General features: G+C 40.8%; 23 protein-coding genes and 1 other annotated feature. Of the genes, 14 read left to right on the top strand and 9 right to left on the bottom strand.

Annotated features, from left to right (window positions below):
• Window positions 1-32 precede the first annotated feature (32 nt).
• Window positions 33-551 (bottom strand): gamma carbonic anhydrase, encoded by a 519-nt coding sequence (locus MLE14_RS09190; protein WP_243298071.1) that lies wholly within the window; start codon window positions 549-551, stop codon window positions 33-35.
• Window positions 552-751: 200 nt separating this feature from the next.
• Here MLE14_RS09190 and MLE14_RS09195 point away from each other — a divergent pair, with 200 nt between their 5' ends.
• From MLE14_RS09195 to MLE14_RS09205, 3 genes are read left to right on the top strand one after another with little or no spacing between them, the layout of a single operon-like run.
• On the top strand, window positions 752-1,561 hold the full coding sequence (locus tag MLE14_RS09195; RefSeq protein ID WP_243298072.1) for an alpha/beta hydrolase: 810 nt from the start codon (window positions 752-754) through the stop codon (window positions 1,559-1,561).
• A 10-nt stretch (window positions 1,562-1,571) separates the two neighbouring features.
• Window positions 1,572-2,669, top strand: coding sequence for a tetraprenyl-beta-curcumene synthase family protein (locus MLE14_RS09200; RefSeq protein WP_243298073.1), 1,098 nt, complete (start codon window positions 1,572-1,574; stop codon window positions 2,667-2,669).
• A gap of 51 nt (window positions 2,670-2,720) precedes the next feature.
• Complete coding sequence (locus MLE14_RS09205; RefSeq protein WP_243298074.1) at window positions 2,721-3,728, top strand: LLM class flavin-dependent oxidoreductase; 1,008 nt, start codon at window positions 2,721-2,723, stop codon at window positions 3,726-3,728.
• 62 nt (window positions 3,729-3,790) lie between these two features.
• Here MLE14_RS09205 and MLE14_RS09210 read toward each other — a convergent pair whose 3' ends face one another.
• Window positions 3,791-4,363, bottom strand: a complete 573-nt coding sequence (locus MLE14_RS09210) for a class I SAM-dependent methyltransferase (RefSeq protein WP_243298075.1) — start codon at window positions 4,361-4,363, stop codon at window positions 3,791-3,793.
• A complete protein-coding gene (locus tag MLE14_RS09215) occupies window positions 4,360-5,325 on the bottom strand; it encodes a TIGR01212 family radical SAM protein (RefSeq protein WP_243298076.1) in 966 nt (321 codons plus the stop codon). Before MLE14_RS09215 ends, MLE14_RS09210 begins: the two co-directional genes overlap by 4 nt.
• 170 nt (window positions 5,326-5,495) lie before the next feature.
• Between MLE14_RS09215 and MLE14_RS09220 the strand changes: the two genes are divergently transcribed.
• Together MLE14_RS09220 and MLE14_RS09225 are read left to right on the top strand one after the other, a co-directional pair.
• On the top strand, window positions 5,496-5,759 hold the full coding sequence (locus tag MLE14_RS09220; protein ID WP_243298077.1) for a YtzC family protein: 264 nt from the start codon (window positions 5,496-5,498) through the stop codon (window positions 5,757-5,759).
• A gap of 11 nt (window positions 5,760-5,770) precedes the next feature.
• Window positions 5,771-5,917, top strand: coding sequence for a glycogen biosynthesis protein GlgD (locus MLE14_RS09225; protein ID WP_243298078.1), 147 nt, complete (start codon window positions 5,771-5,773; stop codon window positions 5,915-5,917).
• Window positions 5,918-6,338: 421 nt separating this feature from the next.
• On the opposite strand, the gene MLE14_RS09230 is transcribed toward MLE14_RS09225, so the two are convergent.
• A complete protein-coding gene (locus MLE14_RS09230) occupies window positions 6,339-7,244 on the bottom strand; it encodes a nuclease-related domain-containing protein (protein ID WP_243298079.1) in 906 nt (301 codons plus the stop codon).
• Window positions 7,245-7,433: 189 nt separating this feature from the next.
• Between MLE14_RS09230 and MLE14_RS09235 the strand changes: the two genes are divergently transcribed.
• The 6 genes from MLE14_RS09235 (at window position 7,434) to MLE14_RS09260 (ending at window position 17,179) form a co-directional block, all read left to right on the top strand.
• Window positions 7,434-8,627 (top strand): MDR family MFS transporter, encoded by a 1,194-nt coding sequence (locus MLE14_RS09235; protein ID WP_243298080.1) that lies wholly within the window; start codon window positions 7,434-7,436, stop codon window positions 8,625-8,627.
• Between the two features lie 72 nt (window positions 8,628-8,699).
• Window positions 8,700-8,932 (top strand) — a binding site (T-box leader).
• Window positions 8,933-8,980: 48 nt separating this feature from the next.
• Window positions 8,981-11,395, top strand: coding sequence for a leucine--tRNA ligase (gene leuS / locus MLE14_RS09240; RefSeq protein WP_243298081.1), 2,415 nt, complete (start codon window positions 8,981-8,983; stop codon window positions 11,393-11,395).
• A 265-nt stretch (window positions 11,396-11,660) separates the two neighbouring features.
• Window positions 11,661-13,373 (top strand): serine hydrolase domain-containing protein, encoded by a 1,713-nt coding sequence (locus MLE14_RS09245; protein ID WP_243298082.1) that lies wholly within the window; start codon window positions 11,661-11,663, stop codon window positions 13,371-13,373.
• Window positions 13,374-13,393: 20 nt separating this feature from the next.
• A complete protein-coding gene (gene nagZ / locus MLE14_RS09250) occupies window positions 13,394-15,472 on the top strand; it encodes a beta-N-acetylhexosaminidase (protein WP_390628566.1) in 2,079 nt (692 codons plus the stop codon).
• 19 nt (window positions 15,473-15,491) lie between these two features.
• On the top strand, window positions 15,492-16,754 hold the full coding sequence (locus MLE14_RS09255) for an exo-beta-N-acetylmuramidase NamZ family protein (protein WP_243298083.1): 1,263 nt from the start codon (window positions 15,492-15,494) through the stop codon (window positions 16,752-16,754).
• 110 nt (window positions 16,755-16,864) lie between these two features.
• Entirely contained in the window at window positions 16,865-17,179 is a 315-nt protein-coding gene (locus MLE14_RS09260; RefSeq protein ID WP_243298084.1) for a rhodanese-like domain-containing protein, read from the top strand.
• Between the two features lie 16 nt (window positions 17,180-17,195).
• Here MLE14_RS09260 and MLE14_RS09265 read toward each other — a convergent pair whose 3' ends face one another.
• Both MLE14_RS09265 and MLE14_RS09270 read right to left on the bottom strand, forming a co-directional pair.
• Window positions 17,196-17,972, bottom strand: coding sequence for an ABC transporter permease (locus tag MLE14_RS09265; RefSeq protein ID WP_243298085.1), 777 nt, complete (start codon window positions 17,970-17,972; stop codon window positions 17,196-17,198).
• Window positions 17,969-18,700, bottom strand: coding sequence for an ABC transporter ATP-binding protein (locus tag MLE14_RS09270; protein WP_243298086.1), 732 nt, complete (start codon window positions 18,698-18,700; stop codon window positions 17,969-17,971). The genes MLE14_RS09265 and MLE14_RS09270 overlap by 4 nt, the downstream gene beginning before the upstream one ends.
• A gap of 232 nt (window positions 18,701-18,932) precedes the next feature.
• On the opposite strand from MLE14_RS09270, the gene MLE14_RS09275 reads away from it, so the two are divergent.
• A complete protein-coding gene (locus MLE14_RS09275; protein WP_243298087.1) occupies window positions 18,933-19,115 on the top strand; it encodes a sporulation protein Cse60 in 183 nt (60 codons plus the stop codon).
• Here MLE14_RS09275 and MLE14_RS09280 read toward each other — a convergent pair.
• Window positions 19,106-20,392, bottom strand: a complete 1,287-nt coding sequence (locus MLE14_RS09280; protein ID WP_243298088.1) for a BaiN/RdsA family NAD(P)/FAD-dependent oxidoreductase — start codon at window positions 20,390-20,392, stop codon at window positions 19,106-19,108. The two genes, MLE14_RS09275 and MLE14_RS09280, sit on opposite strands and share 10 nt — an antisense overlap.
• Before the next feature lie 226 nt (window positions 20,393-20,618).
• Here MLE14_RS09280 and MLE14_RS09285 point away from each other — a divergent pair, with 226 nt between their 5' ends.
• Window positions 20,619-22,232, top strand: coding sequence for a putative polysaccharide biosynthesis protein (locus MLE14_RS09285; RefSeq protein WP_243298089.1), 1,614 nt, complete (start codon window positions 20,619-20,621; stop codon window positions 22,230-22,232).
• Between the two features lie 64 nt (window positions 22,233-22,296).
• Here the strand turns inward: MLE14_RS09285 and MLE14_RS09290 are convergent, their stop codons facing one another.
• Window positions 22,297-22,521, bottom strand: coding sequence for a hypothetical protein (locus MLE14_RS09290; RefSeq protein ID WP_243298090.1), 225 nt, complete (start codon window positions 22,519-22,521; stop codon window positions 22,297-22,299).
• A gap of 98 nt (window positions 22,522-22,619) precedes the next feature.
• On the opposite strand from MLE14_RS09290, the gene MLE14_RS09295 reads away from it, so the two are divergent.
• A complete protein-coding gene (locus MLE14_RS09295; protein ID WP_243298091.1) occupies window positions 22,620-23,336 on the top strand; it encodes a pseudouridine synthase in 717 nt (238 codons plus the stop codon).
• Window positions 23,337-23,431: 95 nt separating this feature from the next.
• On the opposite strand, the gene MLE14_RS09300 is transcribed toward MLE14_RS09295, so the two are convergent.
• Window positions 23,432-23,653, bottom strand: a complete 222-nt coding sequence (locus MLE14_RS09300; protein WP_243298092.1) for a DeoR family transcriptional regulator — start codon at window positions 23,651-23,653, stop codon at window positions 23,432-23,434.
• Window positions 23,654-23,663 lie beyond the last annotated feature (10 nt).

The following is a 23,663-nucleotide window of genomic DNA, read 5'->3' on the forward strand; positions in this document are numbered from 1 at the left end:
GTCACCCTCAATAAAAAATTCTCTTATCTTTTTTATCGGTTGTGCTGTAAAGATTTATAGTATTGTCCTTTTTCATAATAGGATTGGACAATCCGTTTCATTTCTTTTAGATCCTCTTCATTTAGTTCACGCATCACTTTTGCTGGGCGGCCAAATGCTAAAACTCCAGGAGGAATCACTTTTCCGGGCGGAACTAAGCTGCCTGCCCCAATGTAGGCTCCTTCTCCAATTTCTGCACCATCAAGAATAATGGAGCCCATCCCAATTAATGCCCCTTTACGGATTGTGGCACTATGAAGGATGACTTGATGGCCAATAGTTGCTTCGTCTTCAATAATCATTGGTTTATTCGGACTCTGATGGATTACACTGTTATCTTGAATACTAACCTTTTTCCCGATGATGGTTGGGGCAATATCTCCTCTGATTACAGTGTTAAACCAAATGCTTGAACCCTCATCGATGGAGACATCACCAGTAATTGTAACAAAATCTGCAATAAAGACATTTTTAGCAATTTTGGGTGTGTGCTCACCAAATGGATAAATCATATTTCAAACCATCCTTTTCTTATCTTTGTTTCAAGTCTTCAGAAAGGATAAAATGCCGCTAATAGCGTAAAATCGAGATAGGACCTTTTTTACTGCATTCCTTCTGAAAACTTTAGTACCCATTTAATACTACCGTATTTTAGAAAGGATTGTCACAATCTATACTTATGGATCCTTTAAAAGGAGGTCTTGCTTCAATTATGTGGAAATGGGAATGTGATCATGATGCTAAAGGGGTTGTTGTCATTGTCCATGGAGCCTTTGAACATCACGGACGATACAGATGGCTCGTTGAAATGTGGCGTTCAAATGGGTTTCACGTTTTAATGGGTGATTTGCCTGGACAAGGATTGACAAGCCGTTTAAATCGAGGGCATATCGACTCATTTGATGAATATATAGAGGAAGTAGATGGATGGCTACATGAAGCGGCCAAATGGGAACTTCCAATATTTATTATAGGCCATAGTATGGGCGGCCTTGTAGTGATTAGACTGCTTCAGGAAAAAAGGTTGCCTTTGCTGGCTGCTGCCATTCTTTCTTCACCTTGTCTCGGATTGGTTTGGCACCCATCTAAATTTTTAGAAGCGTTGTCGCTGGGCTTAAATATATTTGCACCTAAATTGAAAGTTAGTCCACAATTAGCAGTTGATCTAGCTACGAATAATGCAGAAGTACAGAATTCCGACATCAACGATTCCTTGTATGTTCGCAAGATTTCCGTACGATGGTACAGGGAATTAGTGCAGGCGATGAAGCAGGCATTTGAAAATGTTCACAAAACTGCTGATATTCCTTTTTTAGTGATGCAAGGAGGAAATGATAAAATTGTTGACAAGCTAGCTGTTCGCAGCTGGATTGATCAGGCTGCTCTGAAAGAAAAGCATTTTAAAGAATGGGAAAACTGTTTTCATGAGATATTTAGTGATTCTAACAGAGAACTGGTATTTCAATATACAAAAGATTTTGTCGAGGCGAGGTTAAGATCACTTGGTTATTACATAGTGTGAGGTGACAGATATGGCAATTCCTACAAAGCCGCTATCCTTAATGAGGCATGTATTCAAAAGAGTATTTCCTATTGTAAATGAAGAGCTTTCTTATTGGTATGAACGTGCCAAACAAATCCCAAACGACGAACTTAGGAAACAGGCGATTGCAAGTATAGAGAAAAAGACCTTTCATTGCGAAGGAGGCTCCATATTATCTCTTCTTGGGGAGGCTGATTATAAAAAAATTATTAAATTTATTGTCGCCTATCAGACCATTAGTGATTATCTGGATAATCTTTGCGACCGAAGTACCTCATTAGATGCGATTGATTTCGAGCAACTTCATTTATCAATGAAGCATTCTGTAACAGTGGGGGCAAGCCCAGAAAATTATTACTGCTTTCGGAAAGATCAAAATGATGGAGGCTATTTAGAAGAGTTAGTCGCAACCTGTCAAAGTATCCTTGAACAATCGCCGTTTTATGGACAGATTAAAGATTACCTGATTGAACTTTGCCAATATTATTGTGATTTGCAAGTACATAAGCATGTAACGATTGAGGAAAGAGAATCAAGGCTGATGAATTGGTTTCAAAAGCAAAAACAATGGATTCCGAAGATGGAGTGGTACGAGTTTTCGGCTTGTTCTGGTTCAACCTTGGGCATTTTTTGTTTAGTTTCGTATTCCTTTAGAAAAGACTTTCCGGATATCCCTTTTGAACCGATAAAAGCAGGCTATTTCCCTTATATACAGGGGTTACATATTTTATTAGATTATTTTATTGATCAAGAGGAGGACCAAACAGAAGGAGATTTAAATTTTTGTTCCTATTACAGTGACAGTGAACATATGGCAGAGCGCTTAGTTTTCTTCTTCAATCAAGCAGAAAAACATATCCAGCAAATTCCACACGCCGGATTTCATAGGCTAATCAATAGAGGACTTTTGGGAGTCTATCTATCTGATTTAAAGGTAGCCAAAAAAGATGAACGCCATAAAAAAGTGGTGAAACAGCTGCTGAAATCAGGAGGTGCGACCGGGTACTTTTTCTATTGGAACCGAAAGGCCTATGAGGCCTTAAAAAAGTGGAAGCCTGTTGGCTCGGGAATTAAGGTCAGTACGTAAAAAATTAGCATTGGCTGAAGTAATTTGCGAACAATGGAGATGAAGGCGAACGTGAAATTATTAACATTAAGTATTCTCGACCAGTCTCCGATTTCGGAGGGGCAGTCAGCAACAGAAGCTCTAAGAAATACGTTACAATTGGCGAAATGGGCGGATCAAATGGGCATTAAACGGTTTTGGGTTTCAGAGCATCATGATACAGAAAGCTTGGCAGGGTCTTCCCCGGAAGTTCTGATTTCTCACGTCGCGAGTCATACTAAACACATTCGGGTCGGTTCTGGCGGAGTAATGCTAACTCATTACAGTTCCTTCAAGGTAGCCGAAAACTTCAAGGTTCTGGAAGCCCTTTTTCCAGGCCGTATTGATCTCGGCGTAGGAAGAGCTCCGGGAGGGATGCCAAGAGCTTCATATGCATTAGGTGACGGAAAACCGCGTGATCTAAAACGATATCCTCTGCAAATAGATGAATTAAATATGTACCTTCATGATACAATGCCACTTGATCACCCTTATTACGGGTTAAAAGCGACACCGATTTCAGACAGTATTCCGGATGTATGGATACTTGGCACTAGCCCTTCTAGTGCTGTACTTGCTGCGGATAAGGGGTTACCTTACTCATTTGCGCTTTTTATCAATGGGGAAGGCGGGGAAGAATATATGAGGACCTATCGTAAGCACTTTAAACCATCTGCGTATTTAAAAAGCCCTAAAACCATGGTCTCTGTATTTGCTATTTGTGCAGAAACTGATGAGAAGGCGAATTATCTGGCGGGAAGTATGGATTTAAGCATGCTGCGATCCGCAAACGGAATGTCTTCAAAGGGAACGCCTCACCCTGATCAATTTTTATCGTATTCGTTAACCCCATTTGAAAAAAAGAGTGTAGAGTATAACCGAAGACGAATGGTGGTCGGTTCCCCTAAAACCGTTAAGGAAAAAATTCTCAAAATAGCGGAGGCTTATCAAACCGAAGAAATTATGATTGCTTCGATTATGTATGATTTTAAAGATAAAATTCGATCATATGAGCTGATTGCCAATGAATTTGGGATGTGATGCTTTAACCCAAGCTAATCAAATTTATGCTAGAAATGCCAGCCTCCAAATAACGGGACTGGCTATATTTTTTCCAGGGCAATAATAAACGGCGGGTTATTCATTTGATTAATAAATTTATATTGGAGTACGTGAACAAAATGCTGATCGAGTTTTTCCGCGTATCGAATAATGTAATCCCTTTCCACAGCACCTTCAGGATGGCCAGGATAGATTACAACAACAATTAGCCCTTCTGAAGGCATCACGGTTAATAGTTGCTCCAGCGCTTTAATCGTGGTTTGCGGTCTTGTAACAATGGTTTTATTTCCGCCTGGCAAATAGCCTAAATTAAAAATGGCTGCTTTAATTTTGCTATGGTGAACAGGGGGAATCCATTCGAGCAGGTTTTCATGTCCTTGCTGGAATAAGAGGACTTGGTCAAGCATCTCATGTTCTTCTAACCGAGACTTTGCTGTCGCAATCGCTTCTTTTTGGATATCAAAGCCGTAGACTTTTCCGTGTTTCCCGACTAATCGGGCCAGGAACAGAGTGTCATGGCCGTTGCCGACTGTAGCATCGACTACGATGTCTCCATCAGAAATAGTATTTTCCAATAATCTTCGGGCAAATGGAAGAATTCGTTCTAGCTTCATACGATTCTCTCCTTTACTTCAGGTCGATAGAATTTACCTTGCCAGCTGTTTCGGCGTATCAGCTCACGGTCAATTTCGTTTAAAACATCCCACTTGTTAACACTCCACATCGGGCCGATCACTAAATCAATCGGTCCATCTCCTGTAACGCGGTGTATGATCATTTCAGGAGGCAGAATTTCTAACTGGTCACAGGTTAGCTTTACATAATCTTCAAATGATAAGAATTCAAGCATTCCTTTTTCATATTGCTTAACCATAGGAGTGCCTTTTAATAAATGCAATAAATGAATTTTGATGCCTTGCACATCAAGCTTGGCAACTTCCTGCGCAGTTTCCATCATCATATTATAGGTTTCTAAAGGCAAGCCATTAATGATATGGGAACACACCCGAATTCCGTGCTTTCTTAATTTTTCAACGCCTTCTACATAACAAGAATAATCATGAGCACGGTTAATCAAATCTGCTGTTTTTTGATGTACCGTTTGCAGACCAAGTTCAACCCAAAGATAGGTACGTTCGTTTAATTCGGCTAAATATTCCACGACATCATCCGGCAAGCAATCTGGTCTGGTTGCAATCGAAAGTCCGACAACGCCTTCTTGTTTTAAAACGGTTTCATATTTTTCCCGCAGGACTTCTACAGGAGCATGTGTGTTTGTAAAGGCTTGGAAATAGGCCATATACTTGCCGTCTTTCCATTTATGATGCATTTTGGCTTTTATGGTTTCAAATTGTGTGACCAAATCTTCTGCACGGTTTCCGGCAAAATCACCAGAACCAGCGGCACTGCAAAACGTACATCCCCCGCGAGCTACAGTCCCATCGCGGTTTGGACAATCGAAGCCACCATCTAATGCGATTTTAAACACTTTATATCCAAAGTGATTTCTTAAATGGTAGTTCCAGGTATGATATCTTTTATGATCACTCGCATAAGGAAATGGATTTTCTGGCATGTTCATTCCTCCTTGATTCAACTCATTTTATCATGGAAGCTCTATCCTTCCAATAACTCTACGTATTGGTAAATTTTGAACAGGCTACTTCTGTTTGCGTGCGTTCAAAATAAATAAAGGGGAGTTGTCCCCTTCCCAAACGAGTTTGGATTTTTCGAGGAGGAAAAAGAATGGCAACTCGAAGTTCAATGGACGCGTTTTTGCAGCGCTGTGAAGATACCTTACGCAATGCACAGGAACAGTATTTAGCCGGGCAAAGACAGGAACACTATCATGATCTGGAGTATACTCAATCTTTACAGGGGTTAGAAGATGTGATGAGCGAGCTTCAAATTATGGCTCATAGTGCGAATGCCCAACAAAGAGAACAGCTTTATCGAATGCGGCTTCAGATTGAACAATTACAAAATAAAATGATCCTACTTAACCACTAAGGAGGAGAACGATGAAAAAACGTTCTAAGCAAAACAACCCAGAACAAAAGACAAACAATGGCGTTAATAATATGGAAGCAGAGTTTGCGCAAGACGATCAAGTTGTCAAAGCACTAAAACGAAATGCGAAAAAAGGCCAGCCTGATTATTCCAAATAAACAAAAGCTGCTACCTTGGGGTAGTGGCTTTTTTTGTAGGGTAGGGTTGCGGCAGTGTGCCGTTAAGTTGGTGGTGATAGACAAATTGGGACGGGGACGGTTGCGAAATGTCCATCATGGCGGTTATGAAAGACAAAAGAGAGGAAAATGAATGGTGAAATGTCCGTCATACAGGAAATGAAGGACAAAAGATAGCTGGCGCGTTTGCAAAATGTCCATCATGGCGGTTATGAAAGACAAAAGAAAGGAAAATCAATAGGGAAATGTCCGTCATCCGAGGGATCAAGGACAAAAGAAGGCTGGATTGGCTGCGAAATGTCCATTATCTTGCGGATATTCAAAATGACAAAAAAGCCCTTCATAAAATATGAAGGACAAATAGGTAAAGTGTTTCAACCTAAGCTTTTAACTGCATGGCTTTTTATTCATAATAAGTCCATTGACGTACTCCCACTGTTCTAAAGTTTCTTGCCAAAATCCGGCTGATCCTCTTCTTAGATCCCACCACTTTACACCAATCATGAATTATATTAGTCGTAATTTTTTTATTTGGAAAGAGAAGTTTAAATTCTTTTATACTTCGCATTACTGCATCTGAGACCGGTTCTTTATGTCCACAACTTTCGCAAAGACAAGCCCGCCCTTTAACAGAAACAGAAATACAACGGCACTTATTACAAATAATCCCTTTTTGCAATTGCTCGTAATGAAAAGAGGGAAGCTGGGTATAGGGGGAGTCTTCTATATGCTGTGAAACTAATTTATTTGCTAGGGTCTTGTGTTTTTGATTTAACTTAGTAGCCGTTGAATTAACTTTATTAAGATAGCGGTTAATTTGTGTAGGTAAAATCAGCGGTTTGTTGAGAGGTGCCTGAAACAGGGTGAATTCTGGGTTGATAAATACAACGAAGGCATTAATGGGGATATTAAACCCGAGGTTTTGAAGAAATTGGCGGAAAAGGGATTCGGTTCTGCTCAATTGATTCAGAGGATCAGCAACTTCAGATTTTGGTTTCTTGTAAAATCTTCCCGCTTCGTAATAATAATCTCCATCATAATTTTTCACTTCAAAAAAATGAATATTTTCTCCGGTTATGATGATGCAGTCAATCTGGAACGTTGTGTTATTCAGTTTAAGCAGTAAATCATTAATAATAATGCAGTCACACTGAAGCTTTTCCGTTAATGAATCAAACAATACTTCTCCTTCGAAACCCTTTTTCAGATAGTAATAAATTTGCTTTTCTTTCTCAGAAAAACTCATTCGGCTGTTTAAAAAACTCAAAATTTGTAATTCAGAAGTTTCAGTACGGCGTTTGTAAGGCACAGTCTACATCCTTTCTGTAATGTCTAATCCTAAATAATATTAAATACGTGTTCACAAAACTCCTTCCACAGACTCCATTATTTGAAAAATTAAAATTTATATTATGCAACCTTTATCTATTGCTGGGATTGATAAAAACTCATACAATTATTTAGGTGTTCGAAATTTTGGGAGAGGGGCGGATTAAAAGTGCCTCGTTCAATTTGGCTTTTAGTAATTGGGATGGCGGTAAATATTACGGGAAGTTCATTCCTCTGGCCGCTCAATGCAATATATATACATGAACATTTGGGGAAAACTTTAACGGTTGCCGGAGTGGTGCTGCTTTTAAATCAGGCTGCAAGTGTTCTGGGGAATTTGGTTGGGGGCACGATATTTGATAAATTAGGCGGTTACCGCTCGATGCTTTTGGGGATTTGTATTAGCTTTTTTGCTGCCCTCGGGCTATTTTTTATGCATGGCTGGCCGCATTATGTCTATTTATTGATTATTCTTGGGTTTGGGTCCGGCATTATTGTTCCGGCGATGTATGCAATGGCTGGCTCTGTTTGGCCAGAGGGCGGAAGGAAATCGTTTAATGCACTTTATGTTGCATCTAACTTAGGAGTTGCGATTGGTTCTGCCCTAGGCGGATTTGTGGCAGCGTACAGCTTTGATTTAACCTTTATGGCCAATGCGATATTATTTACGATTTTCTTTTTGATTGCTGTTTTCGGATATCGCACGATTCATGTTTCAGGTGAAATTTCGACGTCGGTTATAAAACAGGCTGGTCAGGTAAAAAATTATACGAAGCTCACGGCCTTATTGATATTATGTACCGGTTACATGCTTTGCTGGGTTGGCTATGTCCAATGGCAGTCCACGATTGCCACTTATACTCAGGAGCTTTCGATTAGTTTGGAACAATATAGTCTTTTATGGACCATTAACGGTGCCTTAATCGTCTTAGCACAGCCGCTTGTCTCGATTGCGGTGAAAGTTATGAGGTCCATTAAGCTGCAGATTATTGTCGGAATTCTTATCTTTATTATTTCATTTTCAGTTGTTGGCACAGCCGATGATTATGCCGGTTTTTTAACGGCAATGGTTATCTTGACAGTGGGCGAAATGCTGGTTTGGCCAGCCGTTCCCACGATTGCCCAAAGTCTCGCTCCGAAGGGGAGAGAAGGATTATATCAGGGAATCGTCAACAGTACAGCGACATGCGGCAGGATGCTAGGGCCATTATTCGGAGGCATCATGGTCGATCAATTTGGGATGAACGCTTTATTTATTGCTTTAGGGGTTCTCTGTATCATTAGCATCGTTACAACCTTAATATATGACCGGAATTTGAAAAAAACGGACGTATCGAGTGCCAGTATAAATGCACAAGCCTAATTAAGAAGCAAAAAAGCAAGAAATACTTGCAAATTTTGTTTCTTTTACATACAATAATAGACAAATTTAACATTTAAAGCGTCGATAAGGAGTAGTAGCTTTTGAAAACCCGATTTAAAGAGAGCTGACGGGTGGTGCAAGTCAGCCGGGACGAAAGTGAACTCGCCTTGGAGCTATAGGTATGAAGCAAAAGTAATGCCTGTCGTGAATCTGCGTTAATGATGAATGAAGCGAGTGCTAAAAGTTTGAAGAGCACTAACGTGGGTGGTACCGCGGGAGTATACATACATCCTCTCGTCCCAATACTGGGATGTGAGGATTTTTTATTTAGAAATGAGAGTGGAGGAAGAGTCATGAGTTTTCATCATCAGGAAATTGAAAAGAAGTGGCAGACATATTGGGAGAAAAATAAAACCTTTAAAACATACGATGACATTGGAAAAAAGAAATTTTATGCACTCGATATGTTTCCGTATCCGTCAGGAGCAGGTCTGCATGTCGGGCATCCAGAAGGATATACAGCAACAGATATTGTCGCCCGTATGAAACGGATGCAAGGCTATAATGTTCTGCATCCAATGGGCTGGGATGCATTTGGTCTTCCGGCAGAACAATATGCGCTTGATACAGGAAATGACCCTGCTGAATTTACCCAGAAGAATATTGAAACGTTTAAGCGCCAAATTAAATCTCTAGGATTTTCATATGATTGGGATCGAGAAGTCAATACAACTGATCCGAACTATTACAAATGGACACAATGGATTTTTACAAAGCTTTATGAAAAAGGGCTGGCCTATGTCGATGAAGTTCCTGTTAACTGGTGTCCAGCTCTCGGAACAGTCCTGGCCAATGAAGAAGTAATTGACGGAAAAAGTGAGCGGGGCGGCCATCCGGTTATCCGGAAGCCAATGAGACAATGGGTACTTAGAATAACTGCCTATGCGGATCGTCTGCTGGAGGATCTGGAAGAGCTTGATTGGCCAGAGAGCCTAAAAGATATGCAGCGCAATTGGATTGGCCGATCAGAAGGTGCCCAAATTACATTTGATATTGCTCAAACTGACGAATCTTTTACTGTTTTTACAACAAGACCAGACACTCTATACGGAGCTACCTATGCGGTACTAGCTCCAGAACATCCTTTGGTTGAAAAAATTACAACACCTGAACAAAAGGAAAAAGTAGAGGCCTACCTGAAGGAAATTCAAAGCAAGAGTGACCTTGAAAGAACAGACTTGGCGAAAGATAAAACTGGCGTATTTACAGGTGCTTATGCAGTTAATCCTGTAAATGACGAGAAAATGCCAATCTGGATCGCTGATTATGTCCTAATGAGTTATGGAACAGGAGCCATCATGGCGGTACCTGCCCATGATGAAAGAGACTATGAGTTTGCAAAAAAATTTGATCTGCCGATTAAGGAAGTAGTTGCTGGCGGAGATATCACCAAAGAAGCCTATACGGGTGATGGAGAACATGTCAATTCGGGCTTCTTGAATGGCCTAGGAAAAGCGGAAGCCATCGCAAAAATGATTGACTGGCTGGAGGAAAAGGGCGTCGGCGAAAGAAAGGTCACGTATCGCCTTAGAGACTGGCTTTTCAGCAGGCAGCGTTATTGGGGTGAACCAATTCCAATTATCCATTGGGAAGATGGCACTTCCACAACTGTTCCAGTAGAAGAGCTTCCGCTGCTTCTTCCTAAAACAGATGAAATAAAGCCATCAGGAACTGGCGAGTCACCGCTTGCTAATATTGAGGAGTGGGTCAATGTTATTGATCCGGAAACAGGAAAGAAAGGCCGCAGAGAAACGAATACCATGCCACAATGGGCAGGAAGCTGCTGGTATTTCCTAAGATTTATCGATCCGCACAATAATCAGGAATTCGCTGATCCGGAAAAACTAAAACACTGGCTTCCGGTTGACCTTTATATTGGAGGGGCTGAGCACGCCGTTCTTCACCTGCTTTATGCTCGTTTCTGGCATAAGTTCCTTTATGATATCGGTGTTGTTCCAACAAAAGAGCCGTTCCAGAAGCTGTTTAACCAGGGGATGATTCTTGGGGAAAACAATGAAAAAATGAGTAAGTCAAAAGGAAATGTTGTCAATCCTGATGAAATCGTAACGACTCATGGGGCAGACACACTCAGATTGTATGAAATGTTTATGGGACCTCTTGATGCTTCAATCGCATGGTCTACAACTGGTCTTGATGGGGCAAGAAGATTCCTTGACCGCGTATGGCGGCTTTACGTGAGCGATAATGGCACACTCAATGAAAAAATTACAGATCAGTCATCCTCTCAGCTTGAAAGAGTGTACCACCAAACGGTGAAAAAGGTAACGGAGGATTTTGAAATTCTTCATTTTAATACGGCGATTTCACAAATGATGGTATTTGTTAATGAAGCCTACAAAGCCGATCAGCTTCCAATCGAATATATGAAGGGATTTGTCAAACTCCTTTCCCCAATTTGTCCGCATATTGCTGAAGAGCTATGGGAAAAACTCGGAGGAACCGATACCATTACGTATGAAGAATGGCCAACGTATGATGAGTCTAAGCTCATTGAAAACGAGATTGAAGTGGTTATTCAAATTAATGGTAAAGTTAAATCTAAAATTGTAGTTCCCCGTGATACAGATAAAATAAAACTTGAAGAGCTTGCCAGATCTGATGAGAAAGTTCAGGCTCAGCTTGAAGGAAAGACGATTCGAAAAGTCATTGCTGTACCCGGAAAACTTGTTAACATCGTGGCTAATTAATTTAACATTTTACTCTGTGCTGGTCATAACAGTTAGAACCTTGGAAAATCTAATCCAAGGTTCTTTTTTTCTCTATGAAGAATATTACTTTAGCCCCTCTACTAAAGTAATAGTTTCTGCCCTGTTTTCTAAACGATTAGACCTAATGTTCCATAGACAGGTTTTCTTGTTATTTGTATCTTTTAATTGGAATGCCAAATTTTTCATAGAATTCATTATTTTCTAAAAAATCTATGAAAAATATTAATTTCTAAGGGGGAATCGTATGAAGGAAAAAAAGTCGAAGGTCACGTATGTAACAGTATCTTTGCTTTTATCTGCAACCATGCTTTTTGGAATCGTTCTTCCAGTGAATGGAGAAGTACAAATTCCTGAACCATCGATTGAAAAACAAGAGAAAAATACAGTGACAAAAAAGGTGCACCCGAAATTTTCATGGGACAATCAAGCACCATCCTCCCCTGTTTTACATCTGGGTTCCATCCAAGGCGCTGGAATGGTGGAACAGCCTCTAAAGGAAATTGATACTGCAATGGAATCTCTAATCCAAGAAGGAGTTATGCCTGGTGCTGTTACGTTTGTCGCAAGACGTGGCCATATCGTACAGCATGAAGCGTATGGTCATAGCTATTTATATGCAGACGATGCAAAAACCCCAGCTGAAGATCCGATTACTATGCAAAAGGACACTATTTTTGACCTTGCTTCTATTAGTAAAATTTTTACGACTACGGCCGCTATGATTCTTTATGAAGATGGATTGTTCGAGTTAGATGACCCCGTTGCGGCATATATTCCTGAATTTGCAGCAAACGGCAAAGAGGATGTAACTATTAGACAGCTGATGACCCATACTTCAGGATTTACTGCTTGGGTTCCTTTATATACGATCGGTGAATCTCGTGAAGACAGACTACAATATGTTTTCCAGTATCCATTAGCAAATGATCCTGGATCCGCTTACACGTACAGTGATTTAAACATGATTACATTAGGGGCTTTAGTCGAACGATTATCTGGTCAGCGATTAGATGAATTTGTTCGGGAACAGATTACAGAACCGCTTGGCATGAAGGATACCATGTATAACCCGTCTGAAGCATTAAAACACCGTATCGCAGCAACCGAATATCAGCCATGGACCAATCGCGGTTTGGTTTGGGGAGAGGTCCATGATGAAAATGCATGGTCTTTGGATGGTGTTGCCGGACATGCGGGCGTTTTTTCAACAGCTCAGGATTTAGCGATTTTTGCCCATATGTTTTTAAATGATGGAACGTATGGGAGCAAACAAATTCTAAAACCTGAAACTATTAAATTATTATCGGAAAATCAAATCCCTGAATTTCCTGGTGATGATCATGGCTTAGGATGGGAACTTGCCCAAGGCTGGTATATGGATGGCTTATCCGAAGCATCTACTCTTGGCCATACTGGATATACAGGAACTTCTATAGTCATAAATCAAAACAATGATACAATTGCGATTCTGCTAACGAACCGGGTTCACCCGACGCGATCAACCGTATCGACCAACCCTGCCAGAAGGCAATTCGCAAGGCTTGTCGCAGATGCGATTCCGGTTTCTATTCCATCTGAAGAAGGTGCGTGGTTCTCTGGTTATGGAGATCGAGCAGACAAAATGCTTACAGCTGAAGTTGATTTTGAAGGTGATGCTGTCCTCACCTATGATACGTGGTACCGAATTGAACAGGATTGGGATTATGGATTTGTGGAAGTTTCGAATGACGGGGAAAACTGGCAAACTCTATCTGTCTATACCGGGAGCAGTGTGGGCTGGCAGACAGTAGAGGTACCGATTCCAGCGGGCACTACCCATATCCGATTTCATTATGATACAGATGGTTCAACCAATAATCGCGGCTGGTATGTTACCAATATGAAGGTAATTGATTCGTCCAATCAAAGCGTATCGATAAATCTGGCAAGCGAGGGATGGGTAACAAGAAACTATTAGAACAATAAGGGGGAACACGCATGAGGAGACGGTTTAAAACAACGTTTATATATGTAACGATGGTATGTTTGCTCCTAAGTCCTTTTAGCTTCTCAAAAACTACCGTAAAAGCAGAAGAGCAAAACAGCATCAAGGATTTAATTATTTTTCAAAATGTTCCCGAGGCTACCATTGAATTAATAGGCAATCAAATTGATTTAAATGCCCTTCATATATATGAAGATGGTCATTTCACAGAAGTCTCTGAGAAACTATCATGGAAATCAAAAAATAAAAACGTCGCTACCGTTAATGAGGACGGTGTGGTATCCTTTACCGGTCAATACGGGCGCACCTTTATCACTGTAACTGATGGACGGTATACCGATGAAATTGCAGTTCATCATGATAAGCATTCCGGCCAGATTGTCATTAAACAAAAGCATGACCGTTATAATATTATCGAAAATGCTATTAATGGCATGACTCTCCAAGAAAAAATTGGTCAAATGCTGATGCCTGATTTTAGAAAGTGGAACGGACAAGATGTAACGGAAATGATTCCGGAAATCGAAGCGTTGATCAAAGAATATCATCTTGGCGGTGTGATTCTCTTCCGTGAAAATGTAGTAACAACAGAACAAACTGCTAAACTCTTGGCTGCCTACCAAGAAGCATCAGAAAAATATGGCTTACTCATGGCAATCGATCAGGAAGGCGGGATCGTAACCCGTCTGCAATCAGGAACAGATATGCCAGGCAACATGGCGCTTGGGGCCACAAGATCCACAGAACTTGCAGAAGATGTCGGGAGAGTCATTGGTGAGGAATTACATGCACTAGGCATTAACATGAATTTAGCCCCTGTTTTAGATGTCAATAACAACCCGGATAACCCTGTTATTGGGGTACGGTCTTTTGGAGAGTCACCTGAGCTTGTAGCGGATTTAGGAGTTGCTTATACAAAAGGATTGCAGAGGGCTGGTATTGCGGCTACGGCTAAGCACTTCCCTGGGCACGGGGATACAGCCACTGACTCCCACTTAGACCTGCCAGAAGTTCCTCACGACAAAGAGAGGTTATTGGCAGTTGAGCTTTATCCATTCCAGAAGGCGATGGATGCAGGGATTGATGCGATAATGACGGCACATGTCACGTTCCCGCAAATTGATGGCACAAAGGTTATCTCGGAAAAAGATGGCACGGAAATTTCATTGCCGGCTACCCTCTCCTATAAAGTATTAACCGAACTAATGCGTGAGGAAATGGGATATAAAGGAGTCATTATAACGGATGCCTTAAATATGGAGGCGATTACAGAACATTTTGGTCCTGTAGATGCCGTCATCCGTGCTGTGAATGCAGGAACAGATATTATTTTAATGCCTGTTGGCCTTAAAGAGGTAGCAGACGGTTTGCTTGAAGCTACAGAAACTGGGGAAATTTCCGAATCACGGATTGAAGAATCGGTGAAGCGGATATTAACCTTAAAAATTAAAAGGGGAATTGTTAAAGCTGAGACTCCTGCTCTACTAGAAGAGGTAGTTGCCCATGCAGAACAAATTGTAGGGTCAGCTGAACATAAACAAGTTGAAGCGGAAGTTGCTAATAAGTCTATTACACTTGTTAAAAATGATCAGTCCCTTCCGCTGCAAGTAACGGAGGACGAAAAGATCGTTGTAGTAGGAAATACGTATATCACGAGCCTTTATGATGCTATTAAGGAAAAGCACGAAAATACAGAACTTATTCGGGCAGCTGGACCATTAAACGATACACAGCTTGCACAATTAGAGAAAGCAAGCGCCATTGTGGTTGGCTCTTATACCTTTAACGTAAGTGGCCGCTCACCAAGCAGTTCACAAATGCAAATGATTAATCAGATCATTGATGAAGCAGATACACCAGTAATCGGTGTTGGTATTCGTAATCCATATGACATTATGGCCTTCCCGGATATTGATGCGTATGTAGCCCAGTATAGCTATCGAAATGCTAGTTTCAAAGCTGCCGCAGCGACCCTTTTTGGTGAAAATAGCCCATCCGGGCTTCTGCCGGTCACAATTCCTGATCAAAACGGCGGTGTTCTGTATTCGTTTGGCCATGGCCTATCCTACTAATGGGTGAGGAGTGAAGATAATGAAAAAAACAGCCGTATTGCTTGTAATGGTAGTCATGCTTTTAACGACTCTTTCTGCAGCAATTGCAGATAGAGGAGAACATAATAGCAGCGGAAAAAATCCACAGGAATTTAAATTAGGTGTAGAAGTTTTACTGGGGGAACAAAAACATCTGATTGAAGGGAAACGGGTTGGGTTAATTACGAATCCGACCGGAGTAGACCAACAATTAAATAGTATTGTAGACCTGCTTTATAATGATCCAGATGTTGAATTGACAGCCCTTTACGGACCAGAGCATGGAGTGCGCGGGAATGCGCAAGCTGGCGAATATGTAGAATTTTATATCGATGAGACAACCGGTTTGCCCGTTTATAGTCTCTACGGCAAAACGAGAAAGCCGACACCTGATATGCTGGAAAATGTCGATGTGCTCTTATTCGATATTCAGGATGTTGGAACACGTTTCTATACCTACATTTACACAATGGCCTATGCAATGGAAGCAGCCGCTGAAAATGGGAAGGAGTTTATCGTTCTAGATCGTCCAAACCCATTGGGAGGACAAAAAGTTGAAGGGCCTGTATTAGACCCGGCTTATGCATCCTTTGTAGGAAACTATCCAATTCCATTGCGCCACGGCATGACTGTAGGAGAGTTAGCGCAGTTGTTTAATGAAGAATTTGATATCGGGGCAGATTTAACAGTGGTCAAAATGGAAGGCTGGAATCGCAATATGTATTATGATGACACGCCATTAGAATTTGTCTTGCCTTCACCTAATATGCCTACGCTTGATACGGCATTAGTCTATCCTGGAGCAGCCTTAATTGAAGGTACAAACGTATCAGAAGGGCGCGGAACAACGAAACCATTCGAGCTGATCGGCGCACCTTTCGTCAATAGTACCGAATTGGCGGCAGCCTTAAATGAATTAGAATTGCCCGGAGTTATTTTCCGTGCAGCATCCTTTACGCCGACTATATCCAAGCATAGCGGTGTTTTAAGCCATGGGGTACAAATTCACGTGATCAATAAACATGCATATAAACCAATTGAAACCGGACTTCATATTGTTAAAACGTTGCATGATTTGTATCCGGATGACTTTCAATTCAGAGCAGAAAATAGTGCAGGAATCTCTTTCTTTGATAACCTGATTGGAAACGGCTGGATCCGCGATGCCATTGAAAATGGCGTCTCTGTAAAAGAGATGGAAAATCAGTGGAAAGCCGAATTGAATGAGTTTATGCAAGTACGGAAGAAATACTTATTGTATTAGGTAGTGTCGTATGAATGAGAGAGCCTCCTTATTTAAAAGGAGGCTCCGACTTTCAACTGAACCGAAAAATGTTTATAATGACAACAGTACCTAGTATTGGAGGGCGTATCATGGAAGAAATAAAGCAGATTACACCAGATGAAGTGAAAAAGCTTTTAGAAGAAGATGAAACCTTGAATCTTATTGACGTTAGAGAAGATGATGAAGTCGCACAAGGAATGATTCCGGAAGCTGTACATATTCCAATGGGAGAAATCCCGGACAACTTAGACAAACTCGATAAAAATCAGGAGTATATTATAATTTGCCGGTCCGGACGACGCAGTGAAAATGTTAGCCATTTTCTCCAAGACCAAGGCTATAAAGTAAGAAATATGGTCGGAGGCATGCTTGCATATAAAGGTGAAACAAAGCCTAAATTATAAATTTTAAAAAGGTGGCCTAAGATGACCACCTTTTTAATCCCTTCTCCCCACTCAACATCTGCATCCGTTCATTAAACAAGGTTGGATAAGATAAAAATCCAAGAATAATACTAGTCACAGCTGCCGTAGTAAGGAGTAAGAATAAAATAAGCAATTGAAATTGGACGGCCTGAATCGGGTCAGCTCCGGCAATAATCTGCCCGCTCATCATTCCTGGCAATTGAACAAGTCCCACAGTTTTTTGGCTTTCAATCGTAGGAATCATACTCGCTTTGATAGAATTAATGAGTTGCGAATGGATCGCCTGTTTCGGTGTGCCGCCAAGGGATAGAATTAATTCCGTTTCGTCCCGATGATTCTCAACCTCTGCTGTAAAGCGGTTGAGGAACAAGATTGCCAAAACCATCGAGTTTCCAATCACCATACCGCTAATGGAAATAATGTACTGCGCTTTCGGCGGTGTAATGTTAAGGCCAATTAAAATACTTTGTGTCAACATTTCAACAAAAATCAGGGCAACTGCAACTTTCCATGTAATCCCTTTAATCGAAGCCCCTTTTTTACGGGCATTAAGGGTTGCAGTAACAATCATAAGCGTGACCATTAAAAAGATATATATCAAACTATCTGATTCAAAAACAAAATTAAGGACATAACCAATCACAAGTAATTGAATAATCGATCGGATCGTTGCAATAATGGTATCCTTTTCCAGACCAAGCTTCAACGTTTTAGACAGTACAAGAGGGATGAGGACAAATATCAGGGTTATAGCTAAAGTAGCATACGTCAATTTCCTTCCCCCTTTACAAATCTCTTCACTTTTTCATTGACAGGGGATTTCAGTAATTCGCTTTCCCCGGTTTCTACAATTTCTCCGTCCATTAACACCCAGGTGTAGTTTCCAACCGTAATCGCCTGCCGTAAATTATGGGTAATCCAAATGATCGTCGTGTTATACTTTTGATTTATTTTAACGATGAGCTCCTCAATCTCCTGTTGAGATGTCCGATCTAAGGAAGAAGTAATTTCATCCAACAATAAGATTTGCGGCAAATTAACCAGAGTCCGTGCAATCGAAACCTTCTGCCTCTGTCCTCCTGACAAATCCTTGACATTGCGGTATAAAAAACTGGAATCGAGCCCGACATCGTCCAGGAGTTCATTTGCCTGATGATCAGGGAGCTGTTTCCCTTGAAGAGTAAGGGGCAAGGCTAAATTATCTTGGACTGTCCCCGGAATCATAGGGGCACTTTGCAAGGCAATTCCTACAAGCCTGCGTAACTCAACCGGATCATACTGCTCAATCAGTTTTTCTTGAATATAAATTTCGCCTCTGTCAGGGGATAAAAGCCCATTACATAATTTAAGCAGGGTCGATTTTCCCGCACCCGAAGGCCCTACAAGCGTAATGATTTTACCTTCGGGAAAGGATCCGGTAATATTTTTTAAAATCGCTTTGTTATCAATCAAAAGATAAACATGGTTAAAATGTATAGCCGGCTGATAACTTGGTGCCATGGTTTCACTTCCCTTTATGAGAACAACAAAATAATAATTGAACTAGCCTACATTGTAAATGAAATAAATGTTTGTTTCAATTAATAATTATTTTAAAGAAGTAATTACTATAAAAAGGACTCTCGAACGTATATCGCTGCAGAGAGTCTCTTTTTATTAATCCGAATTGTTTAAAAAGTATGTAAAATTGACCATACTTATAATGATTTTTACAAATAAAGGGGAAACGAAAATGGTTCAGGTTAAATTATTTGACTGCGATCATGAAAAAGACTTACAGGATGCGATCAATCATTTTTTAGCTACATTAGACAGCTCGGATGTCATTGACATTAAATATGGTGTTTCTGCATTCCCAGAAACGACCGGCGATCAAATCTATTGTTTTACAGCGATGGTTATTTATCATGCCTGATCGACCAAACGAAGTTCCCTTGCTTCCTCCGCTGCATTTAATCCGGCAAGCCGTCCGGTAACGAAGGCAGATGTAATATTATAACCGCCTGTATAGCCGTGGATGTCGAGGATTTCCCCGCAAAAATAGAGTCCGCTTTGGAGCTTTGATTTCATTGCTTTCGGCTCAATTTCTTTTATGGAAACACCGCCGCCTGTTACAAATGCCTTTTCAATTGGAAGTGTCCCATTAACGCGAAAAGTAAATCCTTTACATAATTGAACAAACTTTCGCAGCTTATCATGACTAATTTGATTCGCGATATCACTAGGGTCTATACCCGATTGCTCTAATAAAAATTGTAAGTACCGTTCCGGCAATATTCCTTTTAACACATTCTTTACAGCTTTTTTCGGCTCATCCTTTAGAAGTTTCGCCATTGATTGAAATTGCTGTTCGGCGTTATTGTAAGGAAGCGCATCAATAGACATTGTGACCTCATCTAGCTTCCATTTTTTCATAGCTTTTACAACAAATTGGCTGCATCTTAAAACGGCAGGGCCAGAAATGCCAAAATGAGTAAAGATCATATCCATTTTATGTGTAATAATAGGTTTTCCTTTCGGATCTAAAACGCTTAAAGCAACGTCCCGAAGAGATAAGCCCTGCAGTTGTTTAGATACAATAAACTCTTCTTTGGAGGTTAAGGGGACTTCGGTCGGATAAAGGTCTGTAATGGTATGGCCTGCCTTTTCAGCCCACGGATAGCCATCCCCTGTTGAACCAGTATGCGGGACTGACTTCCCGCCAACGGCAATAATAACTGTATAGGCTTTTAGCTTTTCCCCCTCCATTAATTCAACCTGGTGGGTGTTTTCTATGTTAAAGTGTATATCCATTACAGGTGTGTTTGTCCGGATTTCAACGTTCAGATCATCTAATTTTCTCAGTAAAGCATCGACAACGGATTGGGCCTTATCAGAGACTGGAAACATTCGGCCGTGGTCTTCTTCTTTAAGTTTCACTCCAAGATTCTCAAAAAAAGCAATTATATCTTCATTATTAAAAACTGAAAAAGCACTATATAAAAATCGGCCATTTCCGGGTATATGCTTGACAATTTCGTCGATCGGAAGCCTGTTGGTTACATTACATCTGCCGCCGCCAGAAATTGCCAGTTTCCGCCCTAATTTATTACCCTTGTCCAAAAGCAAAACCTTTGCCCCGTTTTCTCCAGCAGCAATCGCCGCCATTAACCCCGAGGGTCCGCCGCCAATAACAATACAATCATAAATCAATTCATTCACCTGCCTACGGGTATTTTGTGAAATATGGGTGAAACATGGGTGAAACATGGGGACGGTTCTTGTGTTTCAGAAGAAAAATGAAACACAAGAACCGTCCCTCCGTTTCGCTCATTATGTAAAGAGAAAAGAAAATTGTCAATTCAACTGGAAAACATGTAAACTACAGATAGTGTCATTCAAGAATCGACAGAAAGCGAAAGATTAGGAAGGATTAAACATGTCTTCAAGTCTAATACGAGGTACCTTTATTTTAACCTTAGGTACATTTATATCTAAATTTTTAGGCCTATTTTATGTTATTCCGATGTACTCTATTTTAGGGAGAGAAGGAACAGCTTTATACCAATACGGATACGTGCCCTATACAATTGCGATCAGCGTTGCAACAGCTGGAGTGCCACTTGCCGTATCTAAGTTTATCTCAAAATATAATGCAATGGAAGAATATGAAGTCGGAAGGAAATTGTTCCGGTCTGGAATTGTATTAATGCTATTGACCGGTATTGCTACCTTCCTAATCCTGTTTGCCTTAGCACCAGTGCTTGCTGACTCTATTATTCCCGATGAAGGATTTTTATCAACAAGAGCTGAAGTTATTGGCGTTATTCGTGCCGTCAGCTTTGCTCTGATCCTGGTTCCTTTTCTTAGCTTAATTAGAGGCTTTTTTCAGGGGCATGAATCAATGGGGCCATCGGCTGTTTCTCAAGTTGTGGAACAAATTGTCCGGATTGTCTTTTTATTAGCAGCCTCTTATGCAGTCATTTATATTTTTAAAGGCGAATTAAGTACAGCTGTTAATTTTGCAACCTTTGCCGCTTTTGTGGGAGCTACCGGTGGCTTAGCCGTGCTTGGCTGGTACTGGTTTAGAAGAAAATCCCATTTGGACAAACTCTCCGTTCGCAGTAAAGGAAAGGTTCAATTATCAACATGGGATATGTATAAAGAACTGTTAACCTATGCAGGTCCATTTGTTCTTGTAGGGATTGCCAATCCGCTTTATCAATTTATTGATCAGCTTACTTTTAATAGAGCGATGGCCGAAGCTGGATTTAGCGGTATAGAAGCTGAGGCAGCGTTTTCAGCGCTCAACTTTTCATCCCATAAGCTGGTCATGATACCTGTGTCATTAGCGATTGCCTTATCTTTAACACTAGTCCCCGTAATTACTAAGTCATTTGTAAGACAGGAATATAAAACCCTTCATGATCAGTTGAATCAAACGTTTCAAGTGTTATTATTCCTAACCGTTCCTGCCTGTGCAGGTCTCATGCTGTTGGCTGAGCCAATGTATACATTTTTCTACGAAAATGACCCTTTAGGGATCGGCATTTTGCAGGCATACGCACCTGTTGCGATATTGTTTGCCTTGTTTTCAGTTACTGCAGCAATTCTTCAGGGAATCAACGAACAGCGCTATACACTATTAAGTTTGCTAGTCGGGCTGCTGGTTAAATTAAGTTTAAATATTCCTTTAATCAAGTGGCTCGATGCAGAAGGTGCTATAGTTGCAACAGCTCTTGGCTATACAGCTGCGATTTTAATCAACCTGTTTGTGATTAAATGGGCAACTGCCTTTCAGTATAAAAAAGTAATCAAGGTTTCCATTCTGATTTTGCTTTTAACAGGATTTATGTTACTGGCTGTGTGGGCAGTGTATACTATATTGAAGGCCTTCATTGTCCCCACAACAATGCTTCAAGCTTTATGTATCTTAATCCCAAGTGTTGTCATGGGTGTGATTGCATATGGGCTAGTCAGTTTAAAGCTGGGAATTGTGGCCAAACTATTTCCTGGTCAATACCAAAAGCTGAAAGCCAGGGTTCTTGGGTGATTTTAAAATAACTTTTAGAGAAAGAAGAAAGCGGTAATCTCCATCAAGGAGAACCGCTCTCTTTTTAATAGTCTTCGTCGCGAATGCCTAATCTGCGTTCAATGCGGTCAACTCGGCGTTCTAATCGGTCTATTTCACGATTTTTGCGGTCTACTTCTCGTTCAAGCCGACTCAAACGACGCTCAAATTGACCTCCGCCTCCAGGAAAACCCCCTGGGAACTGTCCTCCTGGGAACTGACCGCCTGGGAACTGACCAAATTGACCAGGCTGCTGCTGTTGTCTGTACATAGGAACCCTCCTCAATTTAGATTCATTGTAGTTTATGAATAGATGGTAATCCCTGTCACACAAATTAGGCAGATTGATTTCAAATGGGTGGTGTAAAAATGCGAATTGATAAAATATTAGCCAACTTAGGCTATGGAAGTCGCAAAGAAGTTAAAAAGCTCTTAAAAGACGGGGCCGTTCAAGTAAATGGTTCTCCTGTTAAAGATGGAAAAGAACAAGTAAACCCGAATGAGGATTCGATTAGCGTACATGGAGAGGTAATTGAGTATAAAGAATATATCTACCTAATGATGAACAAACCTCCAGGTGTTATATCCGCAACAGAGGATGTAAAGGATCAGACCGTGATAGACCTTCTCGAATGGGAGGATGCGGTATTAAAGCCGTTTCCAGTCGGACGATTAGACAAAGATACGGAGGGGCTCTTGCTCCTTACAAATGACGGACAGCTTGCGCATCAGCTGCTCTCTCCGAAAAAACATGTCCCGAAAACGTACTTTGCTGTTATTGAAGGTGAAGTAGACGAGGAAGATATCCATGCCTTTGCTGAAGGAGTTACCTTAGATGATGGTTATGTCACAAAGCCTGGGATATTAAAGGTTTTGAAAAAAGGGCCAACATCTGACATTGAATTGACGATTACCGAAGGGAAATTTCATCAGGTTAAAAGAATGTTTTTAACCCGCGGTAAACGGGTCATATATCTGAAAAGAATTTCAATGGGCGAGCTAAAATTGGATGAGACATTAGAATTAGGGGAATACCGGGAGCTTACGGATGAGGAAGTAGAGTTGCTTCGGAGCAGGCAACAATAAAATTTTTATGCTTTCCTACTGTGCAATAAAAAGACTGCTGCTTAAACACAGCAGTCCCTATTGGCTATAAGTGTTATATGTACTTGTCAATTTTCTCATGAAGTTAATCTTACTTTTTTTCTCGTCGTTGTCCATTTGCCGCGGCTCGGACTTGTCACTAAGTTGTTGTAGGCTAAAACATTTAAATCTCTTTGGATGGTTCTGGAGGTCATATCAAATTCCTCTACAAGCTCTTGGGTGGTAACCGTACCGTTTTCTTTAATAAACATATAAACAGATTTGATACGAGTCAGCATACGGTCAGTTGTAGGTTTCAAAAAACCACTC

Source organism: Bacillus litorisediminis, assembly GCF_022808645.1.
Classification (GTDB): Bacteria; Bacillota; Bacilli; order Bacillales; family JC228; genus Bacillus_BF; species Bacillus_BF litorisediminis.